This window comes from Saccharopolyspora antiqui, from assembly GCF_052246905.1.
In the GTDB taxonomy this organism is placed as follows: domain Bacteria; phylum Actinomycetota; class Actinomycetes; order Mycobacteriales; family Pseudonocardiaceae; genus Saccharopolyspora.
The window spans coordinates 118,253-141,770 of record NZ_JBQQBO010000015.1; the positions used below are offsets into that span (position 1 = coordinate 118,253).

The window sequence follows — 23,518 nt, forward strand, 5'->3', positions numbered from 1 at the left end:
TGGGGCGGGCGTCGTGACGTCCACATACGTCACCGCAGCCGACATCTCACGTCTCGCCGGGGTTACTCGCGCCACTGTGAGCAACTGGCGTCGGCGGCACGCGGACTTTCCGGCGCCAGCCGGAGGTACTGACACCAGCCCGGCCTATGACCTCGATGAGGTGCGGGAGTGGCTGGCGGCGCGCGGGCAGTTGCCCGGGTCGTCTCCGGCCGACGAACTCCGTGTCGTCTTGTGCACGAATCCAGATGCGGCGCTGGTGCTGGCCGAGCTGGTTCCGTCACTCGCGCGTGCCGATGCGAAGTGGCTCGCCGAGCTTCATGAGATGCCGGAGGCGACGCTGGTCGGTGACCTCGCGAACCGTATCGGCGCGTCGGCGGTGCTCGACGTGGACGTCAAATCCCTGCGTGCGCTTGCCCACTGTGTGGCGGAGGACGGTGGCCGGGCGACGGTCGAAGTCTTTCGTGAGGTGCTGGTCCCGGACACCGCCGGTGCTTATGCGACGCCCCAGCCCGTCGCCGGGCTGATGGCGAATCTCGCGTCCGATTATCCGGAGTGCGTGTTCGATCCGGCGTGCGGCGCAGGCGGGCTACTGTCCGCCGCTGCGGGCCGGGGCGCGAATCGCCTGTATGGCCAGGATGTCAACGACGTTCAGGCCACGTTGGCCGAGGTCAGGCTCAAGGTCGAGTCCGTTGGGGATGCTGCGGTGGCCTCTGGTGACAGCCTCCGCGCGGACGCGTTCCCCGATGCCCTCGTGGACACGGTCCTCTGTAACCCGCCGTTCGGCGTGCGCAACTGGGGGCACGACGACCTCGCCTACGACCCGCGCTGGGTGTACGGGCTGCCGCCCAGGTCGGAGTCGGAGCTGGCATGGGTACAGCACTGTCTTGCGCACCTCGAACCCGGTGGGCTGGCGGTCGTCTTGATGCCGCCGGGCGCGGCTGAGCGGTCGTCCGGTCGCCGTGTGCGGGCCGAGCTGATCCGCCAGGGCGCGCTGCGTGCGGTGATCGGGTTGCCACCGGGTGCCGCCCAGCCGTTCCACCTCAGCCTCCACATCTGGGTGCTGACCTGCCCGGATGAGGCTCTCGCGACAGGCAAGTCGGTGCTGTTCGTCGACGCCTCCTCCGGAAACGTGTCCGATCAACGCATTGTGGAGCTGTGGAGGGACTTCGACGAGGCCGAGGACCGTTTCGAGGTGGTTCCCGATGTGGCACAACGCCTCTCAGCCGTCGATCTGCTCGATGCCACAGTCGACGTCACTCCAGCTCGCCGAGTGCATACAAGGACTGTGATCTCTCCCGCTGGGCAGGCCGACTTCGCGGAGGAGCTACGGAAACGCCTAGGCCACGCGTGTGATGAACTGGCCGGGCTGGCGAGTGCGCCGACGATTGCCTCGAAGCAACGGTCTGACACACCGACTACAGCGGCATGGTCGGTCGCCGAGGGCGAACCGATGACATGGCGGACCGCGACCGTGGCAGACCTGCTGCGTGGCGGTGCGCTCACGCTATACCGGGCGACGCCTACGCAGCGCACCGGATCCACGCGAAATTCTGACGTCGATTCCAGCGATGTGCCAAGGTTGACGCTGAGTGATCTTCGCGGCGAGTCACGCCCGTCGGGATCGCTGCGGGACAAGCCCGTTGAACCCATCCGGATCGAACGCGGGGACGTGATCATGCCTGAGACGCTGCAGGGCTTGAAGAGCGTTCCCGCGCGCGTGGCTGGCGGGGACGATACCGGGAAACTGCTGGGCGCCCACCTTTTTCTGCTCCGGCCGGACCCAGAACGGCTGGACTCATGGTTCCTGGCGGGATTTCTGTCGGCCGACGAGAACACCCATCGCGCCACGACCGGCTCGTCGATCGTGCGGCTCGACGTCAAACGGCTCCGGGTTCCGCTTATGCCACCGGAACGGCAGCTCGACTACGGCAGGGCCTTTCGGCACTTGCACGCGACCCGGAGGGCAGCCGCACTCGCCAACGAACTCGCCGCCGAGACCGCCCGGCAGTGGACGACCGGCCTGACCAGCGGAGCCCTGTTGCCGCCAGAAGACCAGCCCTGAGTACTGCACACCACAGAACCACCCTGATCGCGAGCGCACCGCCCCCGATCAGGCACCATTGTCGATCTTCGATGACCACCCAAGGACAACGTTGAACACGAACAAGCACACCGAGTTGGCGAACCACGCCTGGTCGGTCGCCGACCTGCTGCGCGGTGACTACAAACAGTCCGACTACGGCAAGGTGATCCTGCCATTCACGGTGCTGCGACGCCTCGAATGCGTGCTGAAGCCGACTCGGGACAAGGTCCTGGAGACAGTCGAGAAATACCGGAACCGGGACCTCGACCCGGACACGTTCCTCCGCAAGGCGTCGGGCCACCGCTTTTACAACACCACGCCCCTGACGCTGAAGTCGATCGTCGCCGACTCGTCGCACGTGGCGCGCAACCTCACGCAGTACATCGGCGGTTTCTCCGCGAACGCCTACGCGGTCCTGGAACGCTACGACTTCGCACAGCAGATCAAAAAACTCGACGGCGCGAACCTGCTCTACAAGGTGACCAGCACGTTCGCCGATCTGGATCTGCGGCCGAAGGTCGTCGACAACCACCAGATGGGCTACATCTTCGAGGAGCTGATCCGCCGGTTCGCCGAACAGTCCAACGAGACCGCAGGTGAGCACTTCACGCCGCGCGAAGTCATCGAGCTGATGGTGAACCTGCTGATCGCCCCGGACGACGAGGCGTTGAGCAAGCAGGGCGTGGTCCGCCGGGTGCTGGATCCGGCGTGCGGGACGGGCGGGATGCTCAGCGCCGCCTACGAGCACATCATGCGCATGAACCCGGGCGCGACCGTCGAGGTCTTCGGACAGGAGTTGAATCCGGAGTCGTGGGCTATCTGCCGGTCCGACCTCATGATCAAAGACCAGGACCCGGACAACATCAAGTTCGGTAACTCCTTCAGCGACGACGGCCACAAGCGCGAAATGTTCCATTACCTGCTGGCCAACCCGCCCTTCGGCGTCGAGTGGAAGAAGGTCAAGGAGGACGTCGAAGACGACCTGGCGCGGCTGGGCGAGAACAGCCGGTTCTACCCGGCGCTGCCGCGCATCAACGACGGGTCGCTGCTGTTCCTGCAGCACATGCTGTCGAAGATGAACTCTGTCGAGGACGGCGGCGGCCGGGTCGCGATCGTCTTCAACGGCTCCCCGCTGTTCACCGGAGCCGCCGGATCGGGCGAGTCCCAGATCCGCCAGCACATCCTCGAAAACGACTGGCTTGAAGCCGTCGTCGCGCTGCCGGACCAGCTATTCTACAACACCGGAATCTCCACCTACTTCTGGATCCTCACCAACCGCAAGAGCCCCGACTACAAAGGCAAAGTGGTGCTGCTCGACGCCCGCGAGTACTGGCAGAAGATGCGGAAATCGTTGGGCGACAAGCGAAAGTACATCGCGCCGGATCAGATCGCCGAAATCACCCGGCTCTACGCGGAAGCGCTGCAAGTCGCGAAGGACGAGAGCCACCCGCTGCACGGCAAGGTCAAGGCCTTCGACAACGATGACTTCGGCTACCGCAGGATTACTGTCGAACGTCCACTGAAGCTGCGGTTTGAGATCACCGACGAGACCCTTGCCGCACTCCGGGAGGCCAAGCCGATCCAGAAACTCGACGACCCCGACAAGTTCGTGGCCACACTGCGCCCGCTGCTCGGCAAGACGTGGTGGACGAAGGCCGAAGCCTGGAAGGCGATGCGGGAAACCATCACCGACACCGGACACCCATGGCCCACCGGCGCCCCCTTCAGCAAAGCCCTGCGGGACGCTGTCGGCGTCCGCGACCCCGAAGGCGAAGTCCAGATCGCCAAGGGCGCAACCGAACCCGACCCCGAACTCCGCGACTACGAGAACGTGCCCCTCGACGAGGACGTCAACGACTACCTCAAACGAGAAGTCCTCCCGCACGTCCCCGACGCGTGGATCGACCACACCAAAACCAAAATCGGCTACGAGATCCCGTTCACCCGGCACTTCTACGTGTACGAACCGCCGAGACCTCTCGCCGAGATCGACGCCGAGCTGAAGCAGCTCGAGACCGAGATCCAGGAGCTGCTGGGGGAGGTGACGGAATGAGCGTCGAGTACGTGCCGCTTCGCTACGTCACGTCGGTGCTCGCACGTGGGACGGCTCCTAGCTATGTGGACGACGGCCCGGTCCGCATGGTGAGCCAGGCGGCGAACCAAGACGCGGGACTCGATTGGGAACGCACACGATTCCACGAGTTTGCCGGTGATCCGCGAAAGCTCAAGGGATACTTGGAGTTCGGAGACACGCTCGTCAACTCAACCGGAACCGGAACCCTTGGTCGCGTGGGTTGGTTCGAGGAGTCTCCGGATAGCCGTCCTTGCGTGGCCGATGGGCATGTGACTGTGACCCGCTTCGATCCGACTCGTGTGGACAAGCGGTTCGGCTTCTACTACCTGAAATCGGACGAGTTTCAGGAATTCATGTTCGAGACGTTGGTGAACGGCTCGACGAACCAGATCGAGCTGAGTCGTGAACGCATGAGCGCGGTCTCGATGCCGGTCCCTCCGCTGGAGGAGCAGCGCCGCATCGCCGACTTCCTCGACGCCGAGACCGCCCGCATCGACAAGCTCAGCACGCTCCGCGAGAGGCAGCTCGATGTCCTGGAAGAAAGGGCTATGCGGCGCGTGTACGACGCGGTTCGTGGAACGGGTGTCGTCGATGATCGGCGCCCCAGCGGACTGGGTTGGCTCGGCACGGTCCCTGCCCACTGGCGAGTCGCGGCGGTTTCGCACTATTTCGAGGTTGAACTCGGGAGAATGCTCAACCAGGATCGATCGCATGGCGATCATTTGCGACCTTACCTGCGTGTCGCGAACGTGCAGTGGGGCGAGGTCGACACGAGTGAGCTCGCGATGATGGACTTCCCACCCGGAGAGCAAGAGCGTTACCGGCTGCAAGCTGGCGATCTTCTCGTCAACGAGGGTGGAAGTTGGCCCGGCCGAGCCGCGGTATGGGGCGGCGAGATCGAAGAAATCTACTATCAGAAGGCACTTCACCGGATCCGCCCGCGAGGGGCGGAATTGACGTGGTGGCTCTACTTCTGTCTGCTCGCGGCCGAGCGCATGAAGGTTTTCAAGGTCCAAGGGAATTCGAGCACGATGACGCACCTGACTCGTGAACAGCTTCGTCCCCAGCGCTTTCCATTTCCTGATGTGGTTGAACAGGAACAGGCGGTCAAGTACCTGAGAGATGCCGAGGCCAAGGATCGTCAGATTCGAGACGTGTTGTCGCGTCAGCAGGAGACTCTCACTGAACGCAGCCAAGCCCTGATCACTGCCGCCGTCACCGGCGAGTTCGACGTGTCCACCGCCAGCGGGCGAGGAATCGAGGAGTAGACCGATGAGCCCGATCCATCACGAGGCCGTGTTCGGGACAGCGATCGTCGACGCGATGCTGGAGCGTGGGTGGGAGCAAAGCGCCGGGAGCGACTACGACGCCGAACTGGGCCTGGACACCGCGCAGCTGTTCACGTTCATCGGGGCGACTCAGCAGGCGGAGTGGGACGAGCTGCTCGGCTACTACGGCGGTGACGCGGACGCGGCGCAGCGCGGATTCGCACGGCGGGTCGCGAAGGCGATCGACAACGACGGGGTTCTGGAAGTACTGCGTAAGGGTGTCAAGGACCGCAGCGTCCGCATCCGTCTCGCCTACTTCAAACCCTCATTGGTGGTCTCGGACAGTGCGCTCGACGACTACCGCGCCAACCGGCTCACTGTCGTCCGCGAGCTGAAATACGCCGCCAAGCAGGCGGATCGCAACAACCGCCTCGATCTCACGCTATTCGTCAACGGGATCCCCGTTGCCACGGCCGAGCTGAAAAACCCGTTGACCGGGCAGGGCGTCGAGCACGCGAAGAAGCAGTACCGGGAGGAGCGCGATCCGACCGAGCTGATCTTCCGCAACCGGGTGGTCGCGAACTTCGCCGTCGACCCGGATCTCGTGTTCGTCGCGACCGAGCTGCACGGCGAACGCACCCGGTTCCTGCCGTTCAACACCGGCTCCGACGGCCCCGGCAATCCCGGCGGCGCGGGTAACCCGTCGGCGCTTCAGTTCGGGAAATACGCCACCTCGTATCTCTGGGAACAGGTGTGGCAGCGGGATAACTGGCTTGACCTGCTCGAACGGTTCGTCCACGAGCAACGTGAGAAGAGTGCGAACGGGCGGATCAAGAAGTCGCTGATCTTCCCGCGCTACCACCAGTGGGACGTGGTCAAGAAGATCACCGCCCACGCCGCCCGCCACGGCACCGGTCACGACTATCTGGTGATGGCCTCGGCTGGGTCCGGTAAGTCGAACACGATCGCATGGCTGGCATATCGACTGTCCTCATTGCACACACCGACCGATCCGGCGGAGCTGGACGCGGACGCGCGTGCGAAGGGACTCAAGCCGGGTTCACCTGTGTTCGACAAGATCCTCATCATCACCGATCGCCGCAACCTCGATTCGCAGCTTCGCGCCACGGTGGGCAGTTTCGAGCAGACCGCGGGCACGGTCGTCGCGATCGACGAGAAACACGGGTCGAAGTCCGAGCAGCTCGCGAAGCGGCTGTCGAGTGCGCAGGGCAAGATCATCACGGTCACTCTGCAGACGTTCCCAGCACTGCTGGACTTTCTGCGGAAGAACCCGACCGAAATCAAGGGCTCGCGGTTCGCGATCGTCGTGGACGAGGCACACTCGTCGCAGTCCGGCGACGCGGCGGGCGATGTGCGTAAGGCGCTGCGCAACCTCGCGTTGGACGCCGACGACGACAGCGACGAGCCGGGCGCGACCGAGGCGAAGATTCCCGCGGACGATCTCGAAGTCAAGCTCAAGCGACGTGTCGCCGAGCGCGCGAAGAACCCGAACCTGTCGTACTTCGCGTTCACCGCCACGCCGAAATCGAAAACCCTGGAGTATTTCGGCACGCTCGGCGAGCGCGACGGCAAGGCCGCATTCGTCCCGTTCCATACCTACTCGATGCGCCAGGCGATCGAGGAGGGGTTCATCCTCGATCCGTTGCGGAACTACGTCACGTACAACACCTACTGGAAACTGATCAGCAACAACCCTGACGACCGAGAGGTCGATCCGGCGAAGGCGAACCCACAGCTCGCGCGCGCCGCGGTGATGCACCCGTCGACGGTGTCGCAGCACGCGCAGGTGATCGTCGACCACTTCCGCGCCCACACCCTCGGGCGCCTCGGCGGTCGGGCGAAGGCGATGGTGGTGACCGCGTCGCGGCAGAGCGCAGTGCAGATGTCGCGGGCCATCAAGAAATACATCGCGGACCTGCAGGAGAAAGGCAAGCTCAGGGACGACATCGGGGTGCTCGTCGCATTTTCGGGGACGCTGACCTACGAGAACGAGGAGGTCACCGAGTCCAAGGAGAACGGTGGTCTACTGGAGACCGCCCTGGAGAAGGCCTTCGCCTACACCCGCGCAGACGACATCACCACGAAAACCGGCGGTGCCGGGCGGCCCGAGTACCGGATTCTGGTCGTTGCGGAGAAATACCAGACCGGGTTCGACCAGCCGCTGCTGACGACGATGTATGTCAACAAGAAGCTAGGCGGGATTTCGGCTGTTCAGACGCTGTCGCGGCTCAATCGGACCGCCGACCGCAAGATCCAGGCCGACCTCGCGGTGCTGGACTTCGTCAACGAGGCCGGAGAGATCCAGGAGTCGTTCCGCCCGTATTTCGAGAATGCCACGACGCTGCCTTCGGACCCGAACCTGCTCTATAACGCGCAGGGACGTGTGATGTCCCCGCCGATCCTGGTGGACGCCGAGATGATCGCGTTCGCCGAAGCGTTCCTGGCCGCCGAACAGGCTTCGGGCGGCAGCGAGGCGAAATGGGCGAAGCTGCACGCCGAGCTGTACCGGCACATCGCCCCTGCCGTGCGGCGTTACGAAGAGCTGCTGAACGACGAGACGCTGCAAGAACTCGCGGAACAGTTCCGTTTCGATCTGGGGGACTTCATCCGGAAGTACGGGTTTCTGTCGCAGATCGTGCCCTATCAGGACGCCGAACTGGAGCGGCTGTACCTGTTCGGGCGGCACCTGCTCAACCGACTACCACACGGAAAGGACGGCGGCGTCGACATCGGCGAGGTCGACCTCAGCCACCTGCGTGTCGAGAAGACCGGGGAACACGACCTCGGACTCACACCGGACGGCACGGCGGAGCTTAGGGGCTTCGGCGACGGGTCTGGCGCGAGCAAGGATCACGACAAGTCGCTGCTGTCGGAGCTGATCGAGCGGTTCAACGACCGGCACGCCACCACGTTCACCGAAGACGATGTCGCGCGACCGTTCCGGGAAACCGTCCAGGACGAGAAAGTGCGTCAGGCCGCGATCGTCAACAACGAGGAGAACTTCGGGTCGGTCTTCGACGATGTCTTCGAAGACAAGATGGCCGACCACATCGACACCATCTCCGACCTTGGCGACCAGTACTTCGGTCGCGACAACACGTTCAAGAAGTCTCTGAACCGCAGTGCCCGCTCTGCGGCGTGGCGACTTATCCGCAAACAGGAGGGAATCGCCGACGACGTGGCGTAAATGCCCGATCTTGCGCGATTCGGTGGACGAAAGATCACCCGGGCGGGATCATGTATCGCTGTCGGGAACGATCGAGCCATGGGGGTGTGTCGTGGCTGACTCGGTCGGCGGCCGGTACGAGCTGCGCGACGAGATCGGCTCGGGCGGGATGGGCAGCGTCTGGCGCGCATTTGACGGCGTGCTTGACCGCGAAGTCGCCGTCAAGCGGATCAGCCCGGAGACGATCGCTGCCAGTACGGCGATCGACGTGCTTGCACAGCGATTCCAGCGCGAAGCGCGGGTGACCGCCCGGATCCAGCACCACGGCGTACCCCAGGTCTACGACGCCGGCCTGGACGAGTACGCCGACGAGCTGTTTCTGGTAATGGAACTCGTGCGCGGGGTTTCGCTGCGCGCATTCATCAGTCCCGACGAGCCGTTGCCGGTGAGCTGGGCTGCGGCGTTCGCCGCCCAGATCTGCACCGTGCTATCCCATGCGCACGCCGTACCGGTCGTGCACCGCGATCTCAAGCCGGGCAACGTGCTGGTCACTGCGCACGGAGCGATCAAGGTCCTCGACTTCGGGATCGCGGCGATCCTCCGTCCCGATGCCACACAGTTGACCGCGACCGGCGAGCGGATAGGCACGAGCCAATACATGTCGCCGGAGCAGGTGCGGGGCGACCGCGTGACACCGCAAAGCGATCTCTACTCACTCGGGTGCATGCTGTATGAGCTACTCAGCGGGTATCCGGTGTTCCAGGGCGAATACGACGCGCAGCAAATGTATCGGCACGTCGAGGTGGCACCGTGCCCGTTGCGCGACGTGCGGTCGGAGGTGCCGGCCGAATTGGATCGGCTCGTGCTCGACTTGTTGGCGAAATCTCCGGACCAGCGGCCCGTTGACGCCTACGAAGTGCATGAACAGCTGCTGCCGTTTCTTCCGGCACCGGGAAGCGTCCCGGAGACCATTGACTCGATCCCGGGCGATATGCCGGATCCGACGCTGGTATTTCGTCGCCCCAACGCGCCCCGAAGCAGGCATGAATCCAGACCTGTGCTGGACGGGGTCACGAGTGTGGAAGCGGAGTCGTCGGCATCGCGCGCACCGCGAACCGAGCTCCGGAACGCCATCAACGAGGCGTTCCAGCAATCGGGCATCCTGTTGCGGGAGGATCGGCATGCCCAGGCCGCCGACGTACTCGAAGCTGCGATCCGGCCCGCCGGCGAGGCGCTTGGCGCAGAGAACCCCGAGGTGTTGGAGCTGCGCCTGCGCAGAGCGATAATCATGGTCCTCGGCGGCGACCACCGCGCGGCACTTCCGGAATTCGACGCGCTCGAAGCCGCCTACACCCGGACCGCGGGACCGTCGAGCGAAAAAGCAGTCGAATGCCTGCGTCAAGCTGCAGACTGCCGAGCTGAGCTGGGCCAGGTGCCGCTGGCGCTGCGGCAGTTCCAGGACGCGCTCTCCCGCGTCAGAGCCACCGGCGGAGACGTATCCGACATGGCCATTGAGATACGCCTCGACATCGGCAAACTCCACTTGCTGGAGAACAACCTGACCGCGGCCTGCGAAATACTGCAGGCGCTCCACGATGACGTGTCGCTTGTACACGGTGACGACCACGCGGCCGTGCGAGAGACCGCGGAACTGCTGGAACGGGCCCGTATGTGAGCTAAGCTTGAGTCTTAACGCTGTGGGCGGGATGCGTGGCCAGTTGATCAGGGGGGCTTTGACCGGATCGCAGGAACGAACAACTACGGACGCCGCGTTCTGTGCCGGTGGTGAACACCCGGCGGGTGGTCAACCGGTACTCTGGGCTGCTCGGGACGAACGCACAATGACCGAGTAGGCACGTAAACAGGTGGCGGGACCTCTTTCTCGGACGGCAAGGAGGTCCCGGCCGTCAGATGCGGCAAGTAGATCTCGATGTTAATCGATAAGCCTCGTCCAAGCAATTGGTCATGAAATTGGGATCGTCTCCCAGCGCTCTCTCGACGGCTTTTAGCAGCCTGTCAACGGCACCGGTTCCTGTCTCCGGCCAGTCCACAGTAGCCTATTGGGCTGGAGCTAGCGCGGGCGCGTTGATCTGTTTGGTGTAATCACAGCGCGAAGCTCCCGCGCTGTCGGTTCCTGGCTTTACCGTGCCATGTACAGGATTTCAGCACGGATGAAGGGTCTGGGGCGTGCCACAGCGACGCAGCAACCGGCAGCACGAAACGTGGATGCGTCAGCAAGCCGCCCGCGAAGCGCGGGAGCGGGCGTCGCAACGGAAAGAGGAGGAGCGGCAGCGCAAGGCCGACGAGCGGCAGCGCCAAGAAGACCATGTCCGTGAGCAGCACGAGTCGGCGAAGCGGCAAGCCGATGCCGTCGAGCAGCGCGTAATCGAACTTACCGGCATCCTTTCTGCGGCGCTGTGGAAACCCGTTGGGCCTCTGGACTTCAAGACGCTGAAGGACAAGCCGTCCCTGCCGACGCTGGATCTCAGATCTGACGCGCAGCCGACTTCGCCGCCTCGATGGGAGCAGTTCGCGCCGGATACTCCCGGCGCTGTGAGCCGGATGTTCGGTGGCCAGGCGCGGTACGAACGCGAGAAGGCGATCGCCGAGAAGAGTTTCGAGGCCGCGCTCGAAAGTCATCGTCAGGATGAGACGGCACGGCAACGGCGGGTCGTCGAAGCTCGTGCAAAGCACGCAGAGCAGGTGGAAGCAGCAAAGAAACGCGTTGCAGCCCAACACCAATCCATCGAGGATTTGCAGCGCAAAGTCCATGGGAGGGATCGGCACGCGGTAAGTAGATACTTCCAACTCGTTCTCGACCGCATCCAGGACCCTTCTGGGCTTCCCAATACGCGGCGAGCCGCGTACGTGCCCGAGTCTGAACTGCTGGCCATCGAATGGGAACTGCCCTCGACCGAGGTCGTTCCGCGGGAGAAGGAGTTCACCTACGTCAAGTCCCGCGATGTGATCGACGTCCGCAAGTCTCGGCCGCTCAGCGAAATCCGGCAGATCTATAACGGAATGGCCGCGCAAATCGCACTGCGTGCACTGCATTTGCTCTTTTCTGCTGATCCGGCGAAGCTGGTTACGACTATCGTATTCAATGGCGTCGTGGAGGCGATCGACCCGGTGACCGGTCACGAGATCCGCCCAGAGTTGATCACTATGCGTGCTACCCGGGAACAGTTCGATCAAGTCAAACTGCATGGGGTCAATCCCGTCAAGTGCGTACAGAAGTACTTCGGTGCGGAGGTGTCGGAGCATCCTGACGAGCTAGCTGCCGTGGCACCCATCCTAAGTTTCAACATGGCAGACCCTCGTATTGTCGACCCCATCGACGTCATCAGCGATATCGACAAGCGCCCCAATCTGCTCGAACTCACACCCAAAGAGTTCGAGGCATTTGTGCAGAACCTCTTTACTCACATGGGATTCGACACGAAACAGTTCAAGGCCACCGGAGACGGCGGGATCGACTGCATTGCCTACGACCCCACCCCCATCACCGGCGGGAAATATGTGATCCAGGTTAAGCTCTACACCAAGACCGTCGCACCCACACACGTTCGGGACCTCTACGGCGTGGTCGTCGACGAGGGGGCCACCAAGGGAATCCTCATCACCACCAGTGGATTCGGCCCCACCAGTCAGGACTTTGCAAACAATAAACCGCTCCAACTTATTGACGGCACCGGATTGCTCTACCTCTGCCACCAGCACAACATCCCCGCCCGCATCCTGAACCCACGACGTAAGACGTGATTTTTTGTTTAATAGCATCAAAAGATGCGCTGGCCCCACGGGAAATCCACGTAGGGATTCTCGCTGCCGCTAAACCTAGTCTTCGACGCTAACCGGAGTACTCCAGCCGAATTTTGTAATCTTGGCTGGTGGACCGCATCGGCGGAACGATCAACTACGTCCGCTGAGTGCTGCGGCGATGAGAGGAGGCAGGGCGGGTCACTGATACCGAGGCCAACACCGACGCTGGTCGCCGGAGGGGCGTGGTTGACGGCTGGTCGGGCTTCGCGCGAGTCGATCTGAGGGCCGTGCATGATCTGGAGTTTCTGTTTGTGGATGTTCGAGGTCGCGACGGCGCTGTGGCCATCGAGATGCTGGAGAACGACGGTTTTGGCGCGCCCTTGCTCGCCTGTGAAGCCGCCGAAGGAGCAGTCTGGTGGGACGTTCCGGTATGACGGCAAGGACGCCACGGTCGTGCTCAATCCCGAGGGCAAGGTCGTGACAACATGGGCTCGGAACTCGAACGGATGGAGACACCCGTGACCAGCGTCGTCGATGCGCTGCCCTCCGAGGTGCGGGACGTGTTTGTCGAAGTCATCGGCGAACACGACGCCGCTCTGCTGTCTTCGCTGCGTACGCAGACCGAGCCGACCCGAGAGAACGGCTGGCTGTCGAGGATCTTCTCTCGGACGAGATGAGCAGGAATCTCGGTCTTGATTACGAGCCGACCGAGTGGGGTCGGGCGATCGACGATGCTATTGGGGCGTTTCTGCTGCGCTGGCCGATTGAGCACGAGTAAGGCCGGGCGAGGGCGGTCACGCCGTTGTTGATAACTCGTGTTCTCGTGTTGGTGACCAGGCGAGTCGTGTCATCGTGGCGTGGATGATCTGGGTGGAGGCAGTGCCGTCACCGTAGGGCGATGGCAGCTTGGCGAGTCGGGCGTGGAGCGCGGTGAGTTCGGAAAGCCATCTGTTGGTGATGGTGCTGATTTCCGGGCCTGGTTGCAGGCGTGTTCCGAAGGTGGCTTCGACTTCGGGGCGTTCGTTGCTGCGTCGGATGACGATAATGGGGCGTTTGAGGACGGTTGCTTCTTCTTGGATGCCGCCGGAGTCGGAGATCACCACGGCCGCGTGTCTGATTAAGGTCAGGAGCGTGGTGTAGTCGAGCGGCCCGGTGAGTCGCAGGTCCCGAGCTAGATCGCCGAGTTTGGACTCCATAATCTGGCGCTGGGTTCGGGGATGTAGCGGGAGAATCACAGGCACGGGTAGGGCGGCGAGTTCTCTCAGGATGGCTGCCAGTGCGGCTGGGTTATCGGCGTTTTCGGGCCTGTGAACAGTTGCGAGCACGAACGGCTCAGCACCGAGACCGAGCTGGCCGAGGAAATCGGTTCGCCGTTCGGCGTTGGGAAGGGCGCCATGCACGGCTTCGACGATGGTTGCCGGTGACCACGATGCGCTCGGGTGGAATGCGTTCGGCCTGAAGGTTGTTGCGTGCCAAGGGAGTGGGGGCACAGCAGAGGTCGGCAATGTGGTCGATGAGGACTCGGTTGTGTTCTTCGGGCATGGTGCGGTCGAAGCTGCGTAGCCCGGCTTCAACGTGAACCAGAGGAGTGCCTGTGGTGTTGGCGGCAAGGGCTCCGGCGAGGGCGGAGGTGGTGTCGCCCTGCACGATGGCCGCGTCTGGCTGATGTTCGCCGAGTACACGGTCAAGTGCACTGACCATGGACCCGAGTTGATGGCCGGTGCCGCATCGTGCTGGGTGTCGAGCACGAGGTGTGGGTGGAGGTGGCCGGTCATTCCAGCGGTGTGGTGTTGGCCGGTGTGGATGATGAACGCGGCCGGGCCAAGCCGTTCGGCAACGGGCGCGAGTTTAATGGCCTCGGGGCGGGTGCCCACCACGATCGCGATGCGCACGAGATCTCCGCAGGTGGTTACCAGAACAGATGGGTGCGTTCACCCGTGCAGTAGCGGCGTGCGGTGACGAACAGGCGTAGGTACAGCTGGTCGAGCCCGAGGTAGTTGGGCACGAGCTCGGTGCGGGACAGGGTGCCTTCGGTGTAGGTCAGGCCGTGGTCGCTGCGGGTGGCGAAGCGACTGGGGACCGATTCCACGTCTCTGTCGGCGAGAGCGATGGCGTCGTCGAGGTCGAGCTCGACGAGTCCGGAGACTTCGGCGTCCGAGAACGGGATGGCGTCGAGGTCGATGTCGAGGGGGAGCAGGTGCCAGTGCTGGAATTCGCGTTCGATGTAGTCCGGGGCGAGGGTGATGGCGGTTTGGCGGAGGCCGATGGGGTGTAGGTCGGTGTAGGGAACGGGGAGTCCGAGTTCTTCGTGGACTTCGCGGATGCCGTCGGGGATGGTTTCGTTTGCGTGGTAGTGGCCGCCGACGGTGATGTCGGCGTAGTCGGGTCGGTCGAAGGAATAGCGGCCGGGGGCCTTCTTCTGTAGCGGGACGCGGCGGGTGGTGGGGTTGAGGGCGAGTGCGGAGAAGGTGCGGTGCCAGAGCCCTTGGCGGTGGGCTTCCTTCTTGTTCTCGGTGCCGACGTGTTCGTAGCGGTCGTTGAAGATGTCGATCAGTGTCACTGGTGCCGATCTCCTGTTGTGGCTGGTTCGCGGGTGTTGAGGTTCCAGTAGGTGTGCAGGGCGTCTAGGTAGTGGCGTGGGTCGCCGACGGTGACCCAGTGTCCCGCGATCCCGTGCACGGCGACGCGGGCCTCGGTGGCGAGCTGGCCTGCGGCGACGCCGAGGTCAACTTCGCCTCGGGCCAGCTCGGTGGGCCGGAGCCGATCGAGGATGGAGGGGCGCAGGATCAGCCGGGAGACCACCGCGAGCGGCTCGTCCACCGTCTCGGGATCGGGTCGTTGGCGAATCCCGATCACTCGCTGCACCTGGTCCGGATCCGTGTCGAGGATGCCGAACGAGCGGGTGTCATTCGGATCGATGCGTTGGGCCGCAATGACCGCCTCGGTTCCGGGACGCATCTGCTCGCGCATGGTGGCGAGGTTGCGGCCCTGTGGCTGTTCACCGAGCAGAACGTCGTCGCCGAACGCGACGGTGAACGTCTCGCAGGCCGCGAGGCGGTCCCGCACCGTGAGCAGGGGTGTGGCGTTGCCGTAGCCGTGGCTGAGGTCTTCCTCGACGGTCTCGACCGGCAGCCCGTCGGCCCGCAGGCCGCGCACATGCATGGGAATGATGTGATCCCCGGGGCGGGTCACGACGATGACTTCGGAGGCTCCGGCCGCCAGGCACTCGACGATCACGTGCTCGACCGCGGGGATGTGGCCCAGCGGGAGCATTTCCTTCGGCACGGTGCTGGAGAACGGTTGGAACCGAGTGGCCGCTCCGGCCGCGGTGACGACCGCCGGAAAACCTGTTGTGGTCATTGCGGTTTCCTGTCGAAATCGAGGAGGGCCTTGTCGAGCTGGTCCAGTGGGTTGCGGATGCCGAACCTGATTTCGAAGCACGGGATGTGTCCGGCGAGTTCGCGGATGAGCTGGTGGGCACGGCGCTGCAGGTCAGCATCCGGCGTTGTGCGGGGTACGAGCCAGGGCTGTTGCCAGAACTCGTCGTGCGGGGTGAAGCAGTTGGCCTGCAGAACCTGTTGGGCTTCTGCTGGCGGGATCGCTCGGACTCGTGGGGGCTCGGTGGTGTCGGTGAGGCGCGGCACGAGGATGGTCCGCAACCACGAACCCGGCGCCAACGAGGTGCCGAGAGCGGTGGTGTACTCGCGGGCGCTGAACTCCGCCTTCTCAGTGGCCCCAAAGGTTGTGGGTAGTTCACTGATAGTCCGTTGTGGACGAGACAACGCCGGTACGGCGTTGGCGAGTTCAGGGATGGCTTCGAGGGTGCCTCGGGCCACCGGGACGGGCAGTGGAACGGCGATAAGCCGTCCGTGTCGGTGCATGATGAGTCGATCATTGGACAGCAGCGCACCCCTCGTTGCGCGGAGCAGACAGGTCAGCAGAGTGGTCTTTCCCGCCGCGCGGGGGCCGCAGATCATCACGCCGTGCCCGCCGAGGTCGGCTCCGGCCGCGTGGAAGAGGACGCCGCCGTGGTCTTCGTAGGTGCGCAGCATGGCTTCGCGCATCAGGCGCAGCGGGTACCCGTGCGGTTTGCGGGCGCCGTGGTGCAGGTACAGCTCGATGTGCCTTTCGTGCACGCGGACGGAGTAGGCGCGGGCTTGGTGCTCCAGGCCATCTGCCGCCACTGCGTAGCAGCGCATACCCGAAGGTGTGCGGGTCTCAAGCAAGACCACGCCGGGAATGGGCTCGATGCGCCTGGCAATCGGTGGGTGGGTGGCCTGCCAGACGACTTCGTGACACGTCGCGTCGTCGGGATGCACGGCCAGGTGGAACGTGCCTAGATTTCGGTCACCGAGACGACCGGGCAAGTAATCGGCCAGGTACTGGCGCTGGTCCTCGGCCCATGTTGCGGGCGCGATGATCGTGAATGCCAGGTCTCCGGCGTGGGAGGTCCAGATCTCGTAGGGCTGTCGGATCATCACCACTCCCGGATGCGTCGTGCGACTTGGTCGATACGCAGTCGCCGCCCGGCTTCGTCGAGTTGCCGGAAGCCCAAGACCGAGGTGAGTGCGAAAAGGTCCTGAACCTCTTCGACGGCTGCCTTGCCCATCGCTGCGCGCACCGCGAGGGCGCGTCGGGCACGGAACCACGCCGCGGGGAAGGTCTCGTCGGCGGTGTTGGTGGGGAATTCATATGCGAGGTCGAGAAGTTCTTGCGCGGCAGCCGGATCCGTGACGCGCAAGAGTGTCCGCAGGGCGTAACCGACGAGGGCATCGAGAATGACCGGCGTGTCGAAGCAGAGCGCGCCGAACAATTCGTCGAACAGGTTGGCCGGTGTGGAGCGCAGGCTCGGGATCAACGGTGGTAGCACGTCGATCAGAACCGGCTGGTTATCTTCGAGGCAGAAGTTCGCGAGATTGGTGTCGATCCGGGCGTTTGTGCCGTCGAGGTCGCGTACCCAGTGGGCGATCTGGGCGATGGCGGCGGCGAACGTGGCGGGATCGGTGTCGGTGGTCGCGTCCAGCAGATTCGGGCCCGCCACCCAGCGGTGCCGGACGGTCAGCGGCTCGGCTGCGACAAGACGCAGGTCGCTGGGCAGCCTCACTTGGGCGGACCGCAGGACATCAAGGTAGGACTGCATTCCTGCCGCGCCGGTTGTCGTCATGGCGGTGACGAATCTGTCCCCGGCGGGGTGACGTCGGTTGAGGTGCTTGGTGACGTGATCGCCGTCGCGGCGATGGATGCTGAACTCGCCCAAGTGGCTCATGAGGCGTCCCCTCGCTGGTCCAGGAAGGAGTCGGCATCGGCGACCATCGACCGAAACTCGGCGATGAGATCGAGCCCAAGCTGGTCCGCCAGCACGTCGCACGCGGCGATGACCACTGCGGCGGCCCCCGACAATGACGGCGGCCTGCCCTCGGGCCGGTGCCGGTAGTGATATTCCACCAACGCAGCTTCCGAGAGGCCGCCTGCGGCCACTAGCAGTCGGAGAAACGCCTCCACCTCATTTGCCGACTGCGGTTGCTCGGTGGCTTCTGCGGGCTCGGACTGCGCCAGGACGTTGATGCTGAAGGCAGCGAGGACGACGTCGGCCAGCTCGTCGCCGATGTTGGTGATCGGCCGTTGCGGATCTTCCCAGGCGGAGACGTCGGCCCCGTGCTGCCGGAGCAGACATATCGCCAAGTGTCCGACTTGGACAGACAGTTCGGCTGCCGCGGTGATGGGGTCCCATTCTTGGGGTGCGGTGGTGGCGAAGCGCTCACGCAGGCGGCGGACGTTGGTGAGTACTTCGTGCAGGTGGTCGCTGAGCGGGGTGCGGTTCATCCCAGGATCACGGGCGTGGCCCCAGCAGTACCGCTGCTCCAATATGGTCGGCGTCATCGCGCGCCACACGCACCCGAATACCCAGGTCCTGGGTCAAGGCAGCAGCGAGGTTCGTGTCGACCGCTGCGTCAATGATCAGTTCGCGACCGTCCTCGGCCAGCGTAAACGGCGCCTCGGCCAGATCCCGCCGGACCAAGGCAACATGCACATCGTCTGCGGTGGGCGGCGTGCGTTGAGCATTGGCGACGGTGCATAGCTCTCGCTGGGCAACCGGGCAGTTGTTCCGCACCCGACACACCTGGCTGCCGAATACGCCAAAGGAGTCAGACCGGCCGAGGGCGTAGGCCAGGGCGCACGAGTTCGTATGAAACAGCGGATACCCGGGATGCCGCTGCCAGGTACGGTGAATGAACTCCCAGAACCCACGCGGATACACGCCCTCCGCCTCGGTCACACCTGCCGTGGTTGCCAACTCGGGCCACACCTGCGCCAGACGAGCGAGCGCGCCCTTCTCCACCTTCAAACCGGCTGCGACGGTGCAGCGGGCGTAGCGCGCCGCATGGTCGAGCACGTGGCGCATCGTGTCCAGACCGGCGGATTCCGGGAATGCGGGCCGCCAGTAGTGCACGATCGGAATCCCGGCCTCAGCCAACCGTGGGAAGTTCTCCGCGATTGCGTCGTGACGGATGCCCCGCTCGATATCCCGCCCTAGCCCCGAGTAGCTCAGATACACCAACACAGTCACACCTCGGTGCCGAGCGGCGTTGATGACCTCGATCATCTCGTCCGGAACATGGCACTTCGTGATCAAGACAACTGGGTTGCACAACTGCCGCCGAACCAGCTCCTCCAGTAGGTCGGTCAGGTGAGCACGTGAGGCAGGCAAGGCCATCACGTCCGTCCACGTGTACAAGGCCACCGGACGCAGCGGTCCGTAGAACGAGGAGTTCAACAGCAACTCCACCGACTCTTCGGCCGACACCAGCTGCTTCGGCGGTACGGCGGTTTGGCCGCGCTCGTTGAGAAAGCAATACGTGCACTTTTTCGGACAACCCTGTACAGGATTGACTGCGATCCAGGTCGCGTGCTGATCGACGATCGGAGTCCAAACGCGACTTGGCTCAACAGCCCCAGAGTCAGATGCTCGCCTTCCGGACGATGCCTGGTCAGCCATCGTTGTCCCTCCCTCACTTTGACCGTGCGGAGGGAAACTACGAGCACTACTCGCGAGTAATCCGAGCTGTCAGTCAGGGCAGCCTAGTGGTGCAGGACGGCCACCTTCTCGACGCCCACGCACGCAACCGATGGTCGCAAATACGCCTGGACGCAGTCCCGAGATCGCCGAATTTACTCAACAGTCGTTCGTGCGCTTTCCCAGGCATTCGAGAAGATCCTGTTCGCAAAGTCGTACATCGCACTAGGGCGACGAAATACGAAACATGGCGAGTTTCTGCCATGTTCACGATCGGTATAGGTGGTCAGATAAACGACCCTGTCTGTTGAAATGATTCGACACAAGTGTGGAAAATCATATAATCGTAGCTCGGCTTCAGATGACTCTTTGATTCTTTCTGATATGTAGATGATGTTACTTTCGATCTGACTTCCGAGTAAACCTGAGCGGAAGCCAGGGTCGTGCAGTGACACCTCACCCTCCCTTTGTGCGAGCCATGAATCTGATTCGCTTGCACTCGGGTCCGGGAGGAGAATTCGGATTGATTCAAAGGCTGACGGATTGCGCCATACGCTAGCGAAACTTTCCCGAGTTAGTTCATTTCCACGGCTCGTAAATACGTCCACCCACCGAGCGCGAGCGAGCTCGCTCGCAAGCTCATTATTTGCATCCGATTGGGTCGCATGTATACGAACAACTCCTACACCAGTCAGCCTTGACAGTACGGCGATCAGCCACGCACGTATGAGGGTTGAGCGGAACCATGCCGCGCTGACGAACAGGACACTCGCCACGAGAGAACTAACGACACCTAAGAGGAAGGCTTCCATCCAGTTACTCCTGTCCGTGTTCGACTGGGCACACGCTGTATCGATATCGCCTGAGGATAGGACAGCGGTTCGAGCGATCTATGTCATACCGGACAGTAACCAGCGAAGCGCGGCATCATGCAGTCGTGCCGGAGACTTCAACTCCAGAGGGACCATCGTTCGGCGAGCTCCTCTATGCAGCGCGAGCGGTTCGCCAGGCTGAGCATGGTCGACAGTCGATCAACACGATCCGCCCGCGGGAGGCCACCGGCCTCTACCGATCACGACCGCCGTTGCCTTTGCTGCTCTACCTTGCGCGTCGTGAGGGTCGATTGGTATGGCGCTCAACTGATGCGTTCGCTGTTGTCGACCCTCCCAGCCGCAGCCAACTTCGTCGTCCGGGTGGTCGACAGGGCACCGTGTGGACGAAGCTGTTAAATGGTTATTGGGATTTATTGGTCTGTTTCGGGCCGTCTGGCGCCGTACTCTGCCTAGCTTTTGCGTTCGTCTTCTTTCCTGCGATCCACGGGCTTGCACTGATTCTTGTCGGAGCCGTGCTTTTGTATGTAGTCGTCTTGTACTCGATGGTGCTGGTAAAGCTCGTTTGCTGGCTGTATCAGCGTTTTTCGGGAAATGCCCGGAGGTATAAATTTGCGAGCGAAGCGGTGTGTGGCCAGCACTGGTCAATGCCGTTATGTCACATCGTTGACTCAGGCCAAAGTGGAGAAATCCTCGAACACGCTCGTTTCCTTGCATCTTACTTCGCTCGCGATACTAATGATCCCGAACAAACGCGAAGTTCAGATGAGGTTCTGATCTGCGTTGAATCGGGGATAACTACGGATTCAACGCGTTTCGCAGTTCGAGCGAACGCTAACGTGATTCCCTTGCCTAACTCTGCGCCAGGACTGCTCGTCATTCGAGGACGCGGCGAGTTCCGAATGTCGCAGCCTGAACCGACTGGCTCCGTGGGGGCAATCCTCTTACTACCGATCGGTGCAGTTGTCATGGCCGCAATCCACGCGCAACACGTTACTGAAATCGAGCGCAGCGCTTGCGAAGCGGCCGCATGCGGCGCGTATCTCACGGGCTATATGGATGTCCTGTACTGGCTCCTTGCCCAATTAATTCCGTTCACTGAGACGGACGGGCCAACTCCCGCCACCTGGCAGGCCCGGGTTAGCGGACCGCTTATGGCCCTCATAGGACTGACGACGGCCGCAGCCGTGACTATGGAAATCTGGCGACTGATGAAGTTCCAAAAGAGATCCATTCAAAATATATACGAGGAGTTTGAGCGGTCAGTGAGAACGGCAACTAGAATTCTCGTGCTCGTCGTCACGGATGCTGAGCGAGACGCGATTATAGCCAGTGTCAGGGCGGAGTCCGACATGGCTCAATTCAAGCGTGAATATGCGGGCGACCACACCATTTTTCGACTCGGGACCGTCGGAACGGTGGAGATCTTTCTCGCTCAAAGCCAGCAAGGAACGGGTTCTCCTGGGGCGATGACACTAACCGCTGTGGATCTGATTGATGCGGTTCTGCCGGATTACGTGATACTCGCCGGAATTTGTTTCGGCCTGAAGGAAGACGAGCAAGAAATCGGCGATATACTTGTTTCTGAAAACGTTCAGAACATGGACCATAAGAAGATTATTGATACTGGCCCAAGGACTACACGCGAGATTCAGAGAGGCGCTCGCCCTGACGTATCAGTGAAGCTCCTCAACCGATGCCGCAGCGCCACGGCTGATTGGACTGGAAATAAGGTCCATTTTGGATTGATCATTTCAGCCAACACTTTGGTTAACTCGGCATTGACGAGGGCAAAGCTCAAGACTCTCGCCCCAGATGCGCTTGGGGGCGAGATGGAGGGAGCTGGACTGTATGCAGCAAGCTTCAAAAGAAAGATCGATTGGATATTGATCAAGGGAATTTCTGATTGGGGCGAGAATAAGACCGATGAATTTCAGAAGGCGGCAGCGGGAGCGGCTGCTGACTACGTCGTCCACGTTGTCAAGACTGGTGGGCTGAGCAAGTCAAGCCACAGCGGGCCAGCAACGCGCGAAGCGTACGACGACCTGTCCGGTCGGAGCGTCAATTGACTGGCACGGACAGCTTGTCCGCCAGTCGCGCCGCTTCCCTCGCGGTAGTGCGACCGGCCCTCTGGACGACCTCGCGCAGGATGCTGTGCGCCAGGGGCCGGTAGGCGACGTCTTCGGGTGCCTCACGCTCGGCGCTGTTCAGGAGAACCAACGCGCTGCCGTAGTCCTTGCGCTGCTGATAGGAGCGCGCCTGTTCGAGCAGGAACGCGACGCGGCGCTCGATCGACGGAGATCGCTCGTGCTCGATCTCTTCCGCCAGGTGGCACGCTTGGCTGGTCTCGCCCGCCTCGACCTCGATGCTCACCGCGTGCATCGCGACGTTGGTCGGGCCGAACGCGGTCCAGAGGGTGTTGCACTCGCCGGTCTTCCACGCCACCGGCATCACCGAGCGAACGCGATCCCGAGCTGTCCACGTATCCCGCCGACGCGCGGCAGCGACGCCTGCGACAAGAATCAGCGAGCCGTACACAGCGGCAGCATCTGGGCCGGAATGGTCTCGTAGCTCGTGCGCCGCGTTCATCGCGATATCTTCGGCCACCTCATGATGGCGCTCCGCCAAAGCAACGTGGGCCAGGTTCCAGCGCGCCGCACCAACCCGCAGGGAATCATCGCTCGCCTCGGCCGCGCGCAATGCCCGGTCTGCGGCGAGAAGCGCCAGGTCCACGCGGCCCGTACGCTTAGCGACAGTGCGCGTGAGCCCGTAGAGATCGGCCGCCGCCCGGTGCGCCTCGCCTCCGGTGCCAGTGGCGTCCGCGGTGTGCAGGGAACGCTCGACTTCCACGATGAGATTCCCGAGAAGGCCGCTGACCTGGCTATATCGGGTCGGCGACGACTGCCACAACCGCCACGCTTCGTTGATTTGATTGCGAAGGTCGGCCAACGGCAGCGGTTCTCCCTCAGCCGCTGGCGGCAGCGTTATCGCCCGGTGCAACTCCTCGCCCGCAGCACGACTCTGTCGCGGCACAACCTCCTGCGATTGCGTATTGATCAGGGATGCGGGCGGGACATCGAGTGCAGCAGCGATGGCGACCAGTACCGGCACGGTGGGCAGCTTCTTACCGCGCTCGATCTGGTACAGGTAATCGGTGGTGATTCCAGCGAGGCCAGCTACCACGTTCTGGGTTTTCTTCGCCGCGAGCCGGTGAAACCGGACCCGCTCACCCACGTCCAGCGCCAGTTGCTCAACCATCGCTCGCCGCCCCAGCCAGAATGGGTCTGCGGGGTTGATGC

At 63.0% G+C, this 23,518-nt stretch carries 17 protein-coding genes and 1 pseudogene; 10 read left to right on the forward strand and 8 right to left on the reverse strand.

Annotated elements, in window-relative coordinates:
- The first annotated feature begins 76 nt into the window (after positions 1–76).
- The 8 genes from ACTWQN_RS23225 to ACTWQN_RS23260 all read left to right on the forward strand — a co-directional run bounded on the left by ACTWQN_RS23225 (position 77) and on the right by ACTWQN_RS23260 (position 13,051).
- Positions 77–2,062 carry an HsdM family class I SAM-dependent methyltransferase gene (locus tag ACTWQN_RS23225; protein WP_443205655.1) on the forward strand — a complete coding sequence of 662 codons (1,986 nt, stop codon included), beginning with the start codon at positions 77–79 and terminating at the stop codon, positions 2,060–2,062.
- A gap of 91 nt (positions 2,063–2,153) precedes the next feature.
- The gene (locus tag ACTWQN_RS23230; protein ID WP_443205656.1) at positions 2,154–4,136 is read left to right on the forward strand and encodes a type I restriction-modification system subunit M; all 1,983 of its coding nucleotides are present in this window, start codon (positions 2,154–2,156) and stop codon (positions 4,134–4,136) included.
- A complete protein-coding gene (locus ACTWQN_RS23235; RefSeq protein ID WP_443205657.1) occupies positions 4,133–5,425 on the forward strand; it encodes a restriction endonuclease subunit S in 1,293 nt (430 codons plus the stop codon). Before ACTWQN_RS23230 ends, ACTWQN_RS23235 begins: the two co-directional genes overlap by 4 nt.
- A 4-nt stretch (positions 5,426–5,429) precedes the next feature.
- Entirely contained in the window at positions 5,430–8,633 is a 3,204-nt protein-coding gene (locus ACTWQN_RS23240; protein ID WP_443205658.1) for a type I restriction endonuclease subunit R, read from the forward strand.
- A gap of 91 nt (positions 8,634–8,724) precedes the next feature.
- Positions 8,725–10,287: a serine/threonine-protein kinase gene (locus ACTWQN_RS23245; RefSeq protein WP_443205659.1), complete on the forward strand. Its 1,563-nt coding sequence runs from the start codon at positions 8,725–8,727 to the stop codon at positions 10,285–10,287.
- A 551-nt stretch (positions 10,288–10,838) separates the two neighbouring features.
- Complete coding sequence (locus ACTWQN_RS23250) at positions 10,839–12,374, forward strand: restriction endonuclease (protein ID WP_443205660.1); 1,536 nt, start codon at positions 10,839–10,841, stop codon at positions 12,372–12,374.
- Positions 12,375–12,616: 242 nt separating this feature from the next.
- Positions 12,617–12,808 (forward strand): hypothetical protein, encoded by a 192-nt coding sequence (locus tag ACTWQN_RS23255; RefSeq protein WP_443205661.1) that lies wholly within the window; start codon positions 12,617–12,619, stop codon positions 12,806–12,808.
- Positions 12,809–12,892: 84 nt separating this feature from the next.
- Positions 12,893–13,051, forward strand: coding sequence for a hypothetical protein (locus tag ACTWQN_RS23260; protein ID WP_443205662.1), 159 nt, complete (start codon positions 12,893–12,895; stop codon positions 13,049–13,051).
- 117 nt (positions 13,052–13,168) lie between these two features.
- On the opposite strand, the pseudogene wecB reads toward ACTWQN_RS23260, so the two are convergent.
- Positions 13,169–14,105, reverse strand: a pseudogene (gene wecB, locus ACTWQN_RS23265) (non-hydrolyzing UDP-N-acetylglucosamine 2-epimerase); the annotation flags it as partial.
- On the opposite strand from wecB, the gene ACTWQN_RS23270 reads away from it, so the two are divergent.
- A complete protein-coding gene (locus ACTWQN_RS23270) occupies positions 14,105–14,320 on the forward strand; it encodes a hypothetical protein (RefSeq protein ID WP_443205663.1) in 216 nt (71 codons plus the stop codon). The pseudogene wecB and the gene ACTWQN_RS23270 sit on opposite strands and share 1 nt — an antisense overlap.
- Here the strand turns inward: ACTWQN_RS23270 and ACTWQN_RS23275 are convergent.
- From ACTWQN_RS23275 to ACTWQN_RS23300, 6 genes are read right to left on the reverse strand one after another with little or no spacing between them, the layout of a single operon-like run.
- Complete coding sequence (locus ACTWQN_RS23275) at positions 14,284–14,934, reverse strand: NUDIX hydrolase (protein WP_443205664.1); 651 nt, start codon at positions 14,932–14,934, stop codon at positions 14,284–14,286. The two genes, ACTWQN_RS23270 and ACTWQN_RS23275, sit on opposite strands and share 37 nt — an antisense overlap.
- On the reverse strand, positions 14,931–15,734 hold the full coding sequence (locus ACTWQN_RS23280) for a sugar phosphate nucleotidyltransferase (protein WP_443205665.1): 804 nt from the start codon (positions 15,732–15,734) through the stop codon (positions 14,931–14,933). Before ACTWQN_RS23280 ends, ACTWQN_RS23275 begins: the two co-directional genes overlap by 4 nt.
- Positions 15,731–16,852 carry a hypothetical protein gene (locus tag ACTWQN_RS23285; protein WP_443205666.1) on the reverse strand — a complete coding sequence of 374 codons (1,122 nt, stop codon included), beginning with the start codon at positions 16,850–16,852 and terminating at the stop codon, positions 15,731–15,733. The genes ACTWQN_RS23280 and ACTWQN_RS23285 overlap by 4 nt, the downstream gene beginning before the upstream one ends.
- Positions 16,852–17,640 carry a hypothetical protein gene (locus tag ACTWQN_RS23290; protein ID WP_443205667.1) on the reverse strand — a complete coding sequence of 263 codons (789 nt, stop codon included), beginning with the start codon at positions 17,638–17,640 and terminating at the stop codon, positions 16,852–16,854. The genes ACTWQN_RS23285 and ACTWQN_RS23290 overlap by 1 nt, the downstream gene beginning before the upstream one ends.
- Positions 17,637–18,197: a hypothetical protein gene (locus ACTWQN_RS23295; RefSeq protein ID WP_443205668.1), complete on the reverse strand. Its 561-nt coding sequence runs from the start codon at positions 18,195–18,197 to the stop codon at positions 17,637–17,639. Before ACTWQN_RS23295 ends, ACTWQN_RS23290 begins: the two co-directional genes overlap by 4 nt.
- A gap of 7 nt (positions 18,198–18,204) precedes the next feature.
- Complete coding sequence (locus tag ACTWQN_RS23300; protein ID WP_443205669.1) at positions 18,205–19,371, reverse strand: radical SAM family protein; 1,167 nt, start codon at positions 19,369–19,371, stop codon at positions 18,205–18,207.
- Positions 19,372–20,326: 955 nt separating this feature from the next.
- Between ACTWQN_RS23300 and ACTWQN_RS23305 the strand changes: the two genes are divergently transcribed.
- Positions 20,327–22,288, forward strand: a complete 1,962-nt coding sequence (locus tag ACTWQN_RS23305; RefSeq protein ID WP_443205670.1) for a 5'-methylthioadenosine/S-adenosylhomocysteine nucleosidase family protein — start codon at positions 20,327–20,329, stop codon at positions 22,286–22,288.
- Here the strand turns inward: ACTWQN_RS23305 and ACTWQN_RS23310 are convergent.
- The gene (locus tag ACTWQN_RS23310; RefSeq protein WP_443205671.1) at positions 22,281–23,477 is read right to left on the reverse strand and encodes a helix-turn-helix domain-containing protein; all 1,197 of its coding nucleotides are present in this window, start codon (positions 23,475–23,477) and stop codon (positions 22,281–22,283) included. The genes ACTWQN_RS23305 and ACTWQN_RS23310 overlap by 8 nt on opposite strands.
- Positions 23,478–23,518: the final 41 nt, after the last annotated feature.

Excerpts from the sequence above, each read along its gene's own strand:
- ACTWQN_RS23235 (WP_443205657.1), top strand. The coding sequence starts at position 4,133 with ATGAGCGTCGAGTACGTGCCGCTTCGCTACGTCACGTCGGTGCTCGCA.
- ACTWQN_RS23240 (WP_443205658.1), top strand. The coding sequence starts at position 5,430 with ATGAGCCCGATCCATCACGAGGCCGTGTTCGGGACAGCGATCGTCGAC.
- ACTWQN_RS23250 (WP_443205660.1), top strand. The coding sequence starts at position 10,839 with ATGCGTCAGCAAGCCGCCCGCGAAGCGCGGGAGCGGGCGTCGCAACGG.
- ACTWQN_RS23280 (WP_443205665.1), bottom strand. The coding sequence starts at position 15,734 with ATGACCACAACAGGTTTTCCGGCGGTCGTCACCGCGGCCGGAGCGGCC.
- ACTWQN_RS23285 (WP_443205666.1), bottom strand. The coding sequence starts at position 16,852 with ATGATCCGACAGCCCTACGAGATCTGGACCTCCCACGCCGGAGACCTG.
- ACTWQN_RS23290 (WP_443205667.1), bottom strand. The coding sequence starts at position 17,640 with ATGAGCCACTTGGGCGAGTTCAGCATCCATCGCCGCGACGGCGATCAC.
- ACTWQN_RS23295 (WP_443205668.1), bottom strand. The coding sequence starts at position 18,197 with ATGAACCGCACCCCGCTCAGCGACCACCTGCACGAAGTACTCACCAAC.
- ACTWQN_RS23300 (WP_443205669.1), bottom strand. The coding sequence starts at position 19,371 with ATGGCTGACCAGGCATCGTCCGGAAGGCGAGCATCTGACTCTGGGGCT.
- ACTWQN_RS23310 (WP_443205671.1), bottom strand. The coding sequence starts at position 23,477 with ATGGTTGAGCAACTGGCGCTGGACGTGGGTGAGCGGGTCCGGTTTCAC.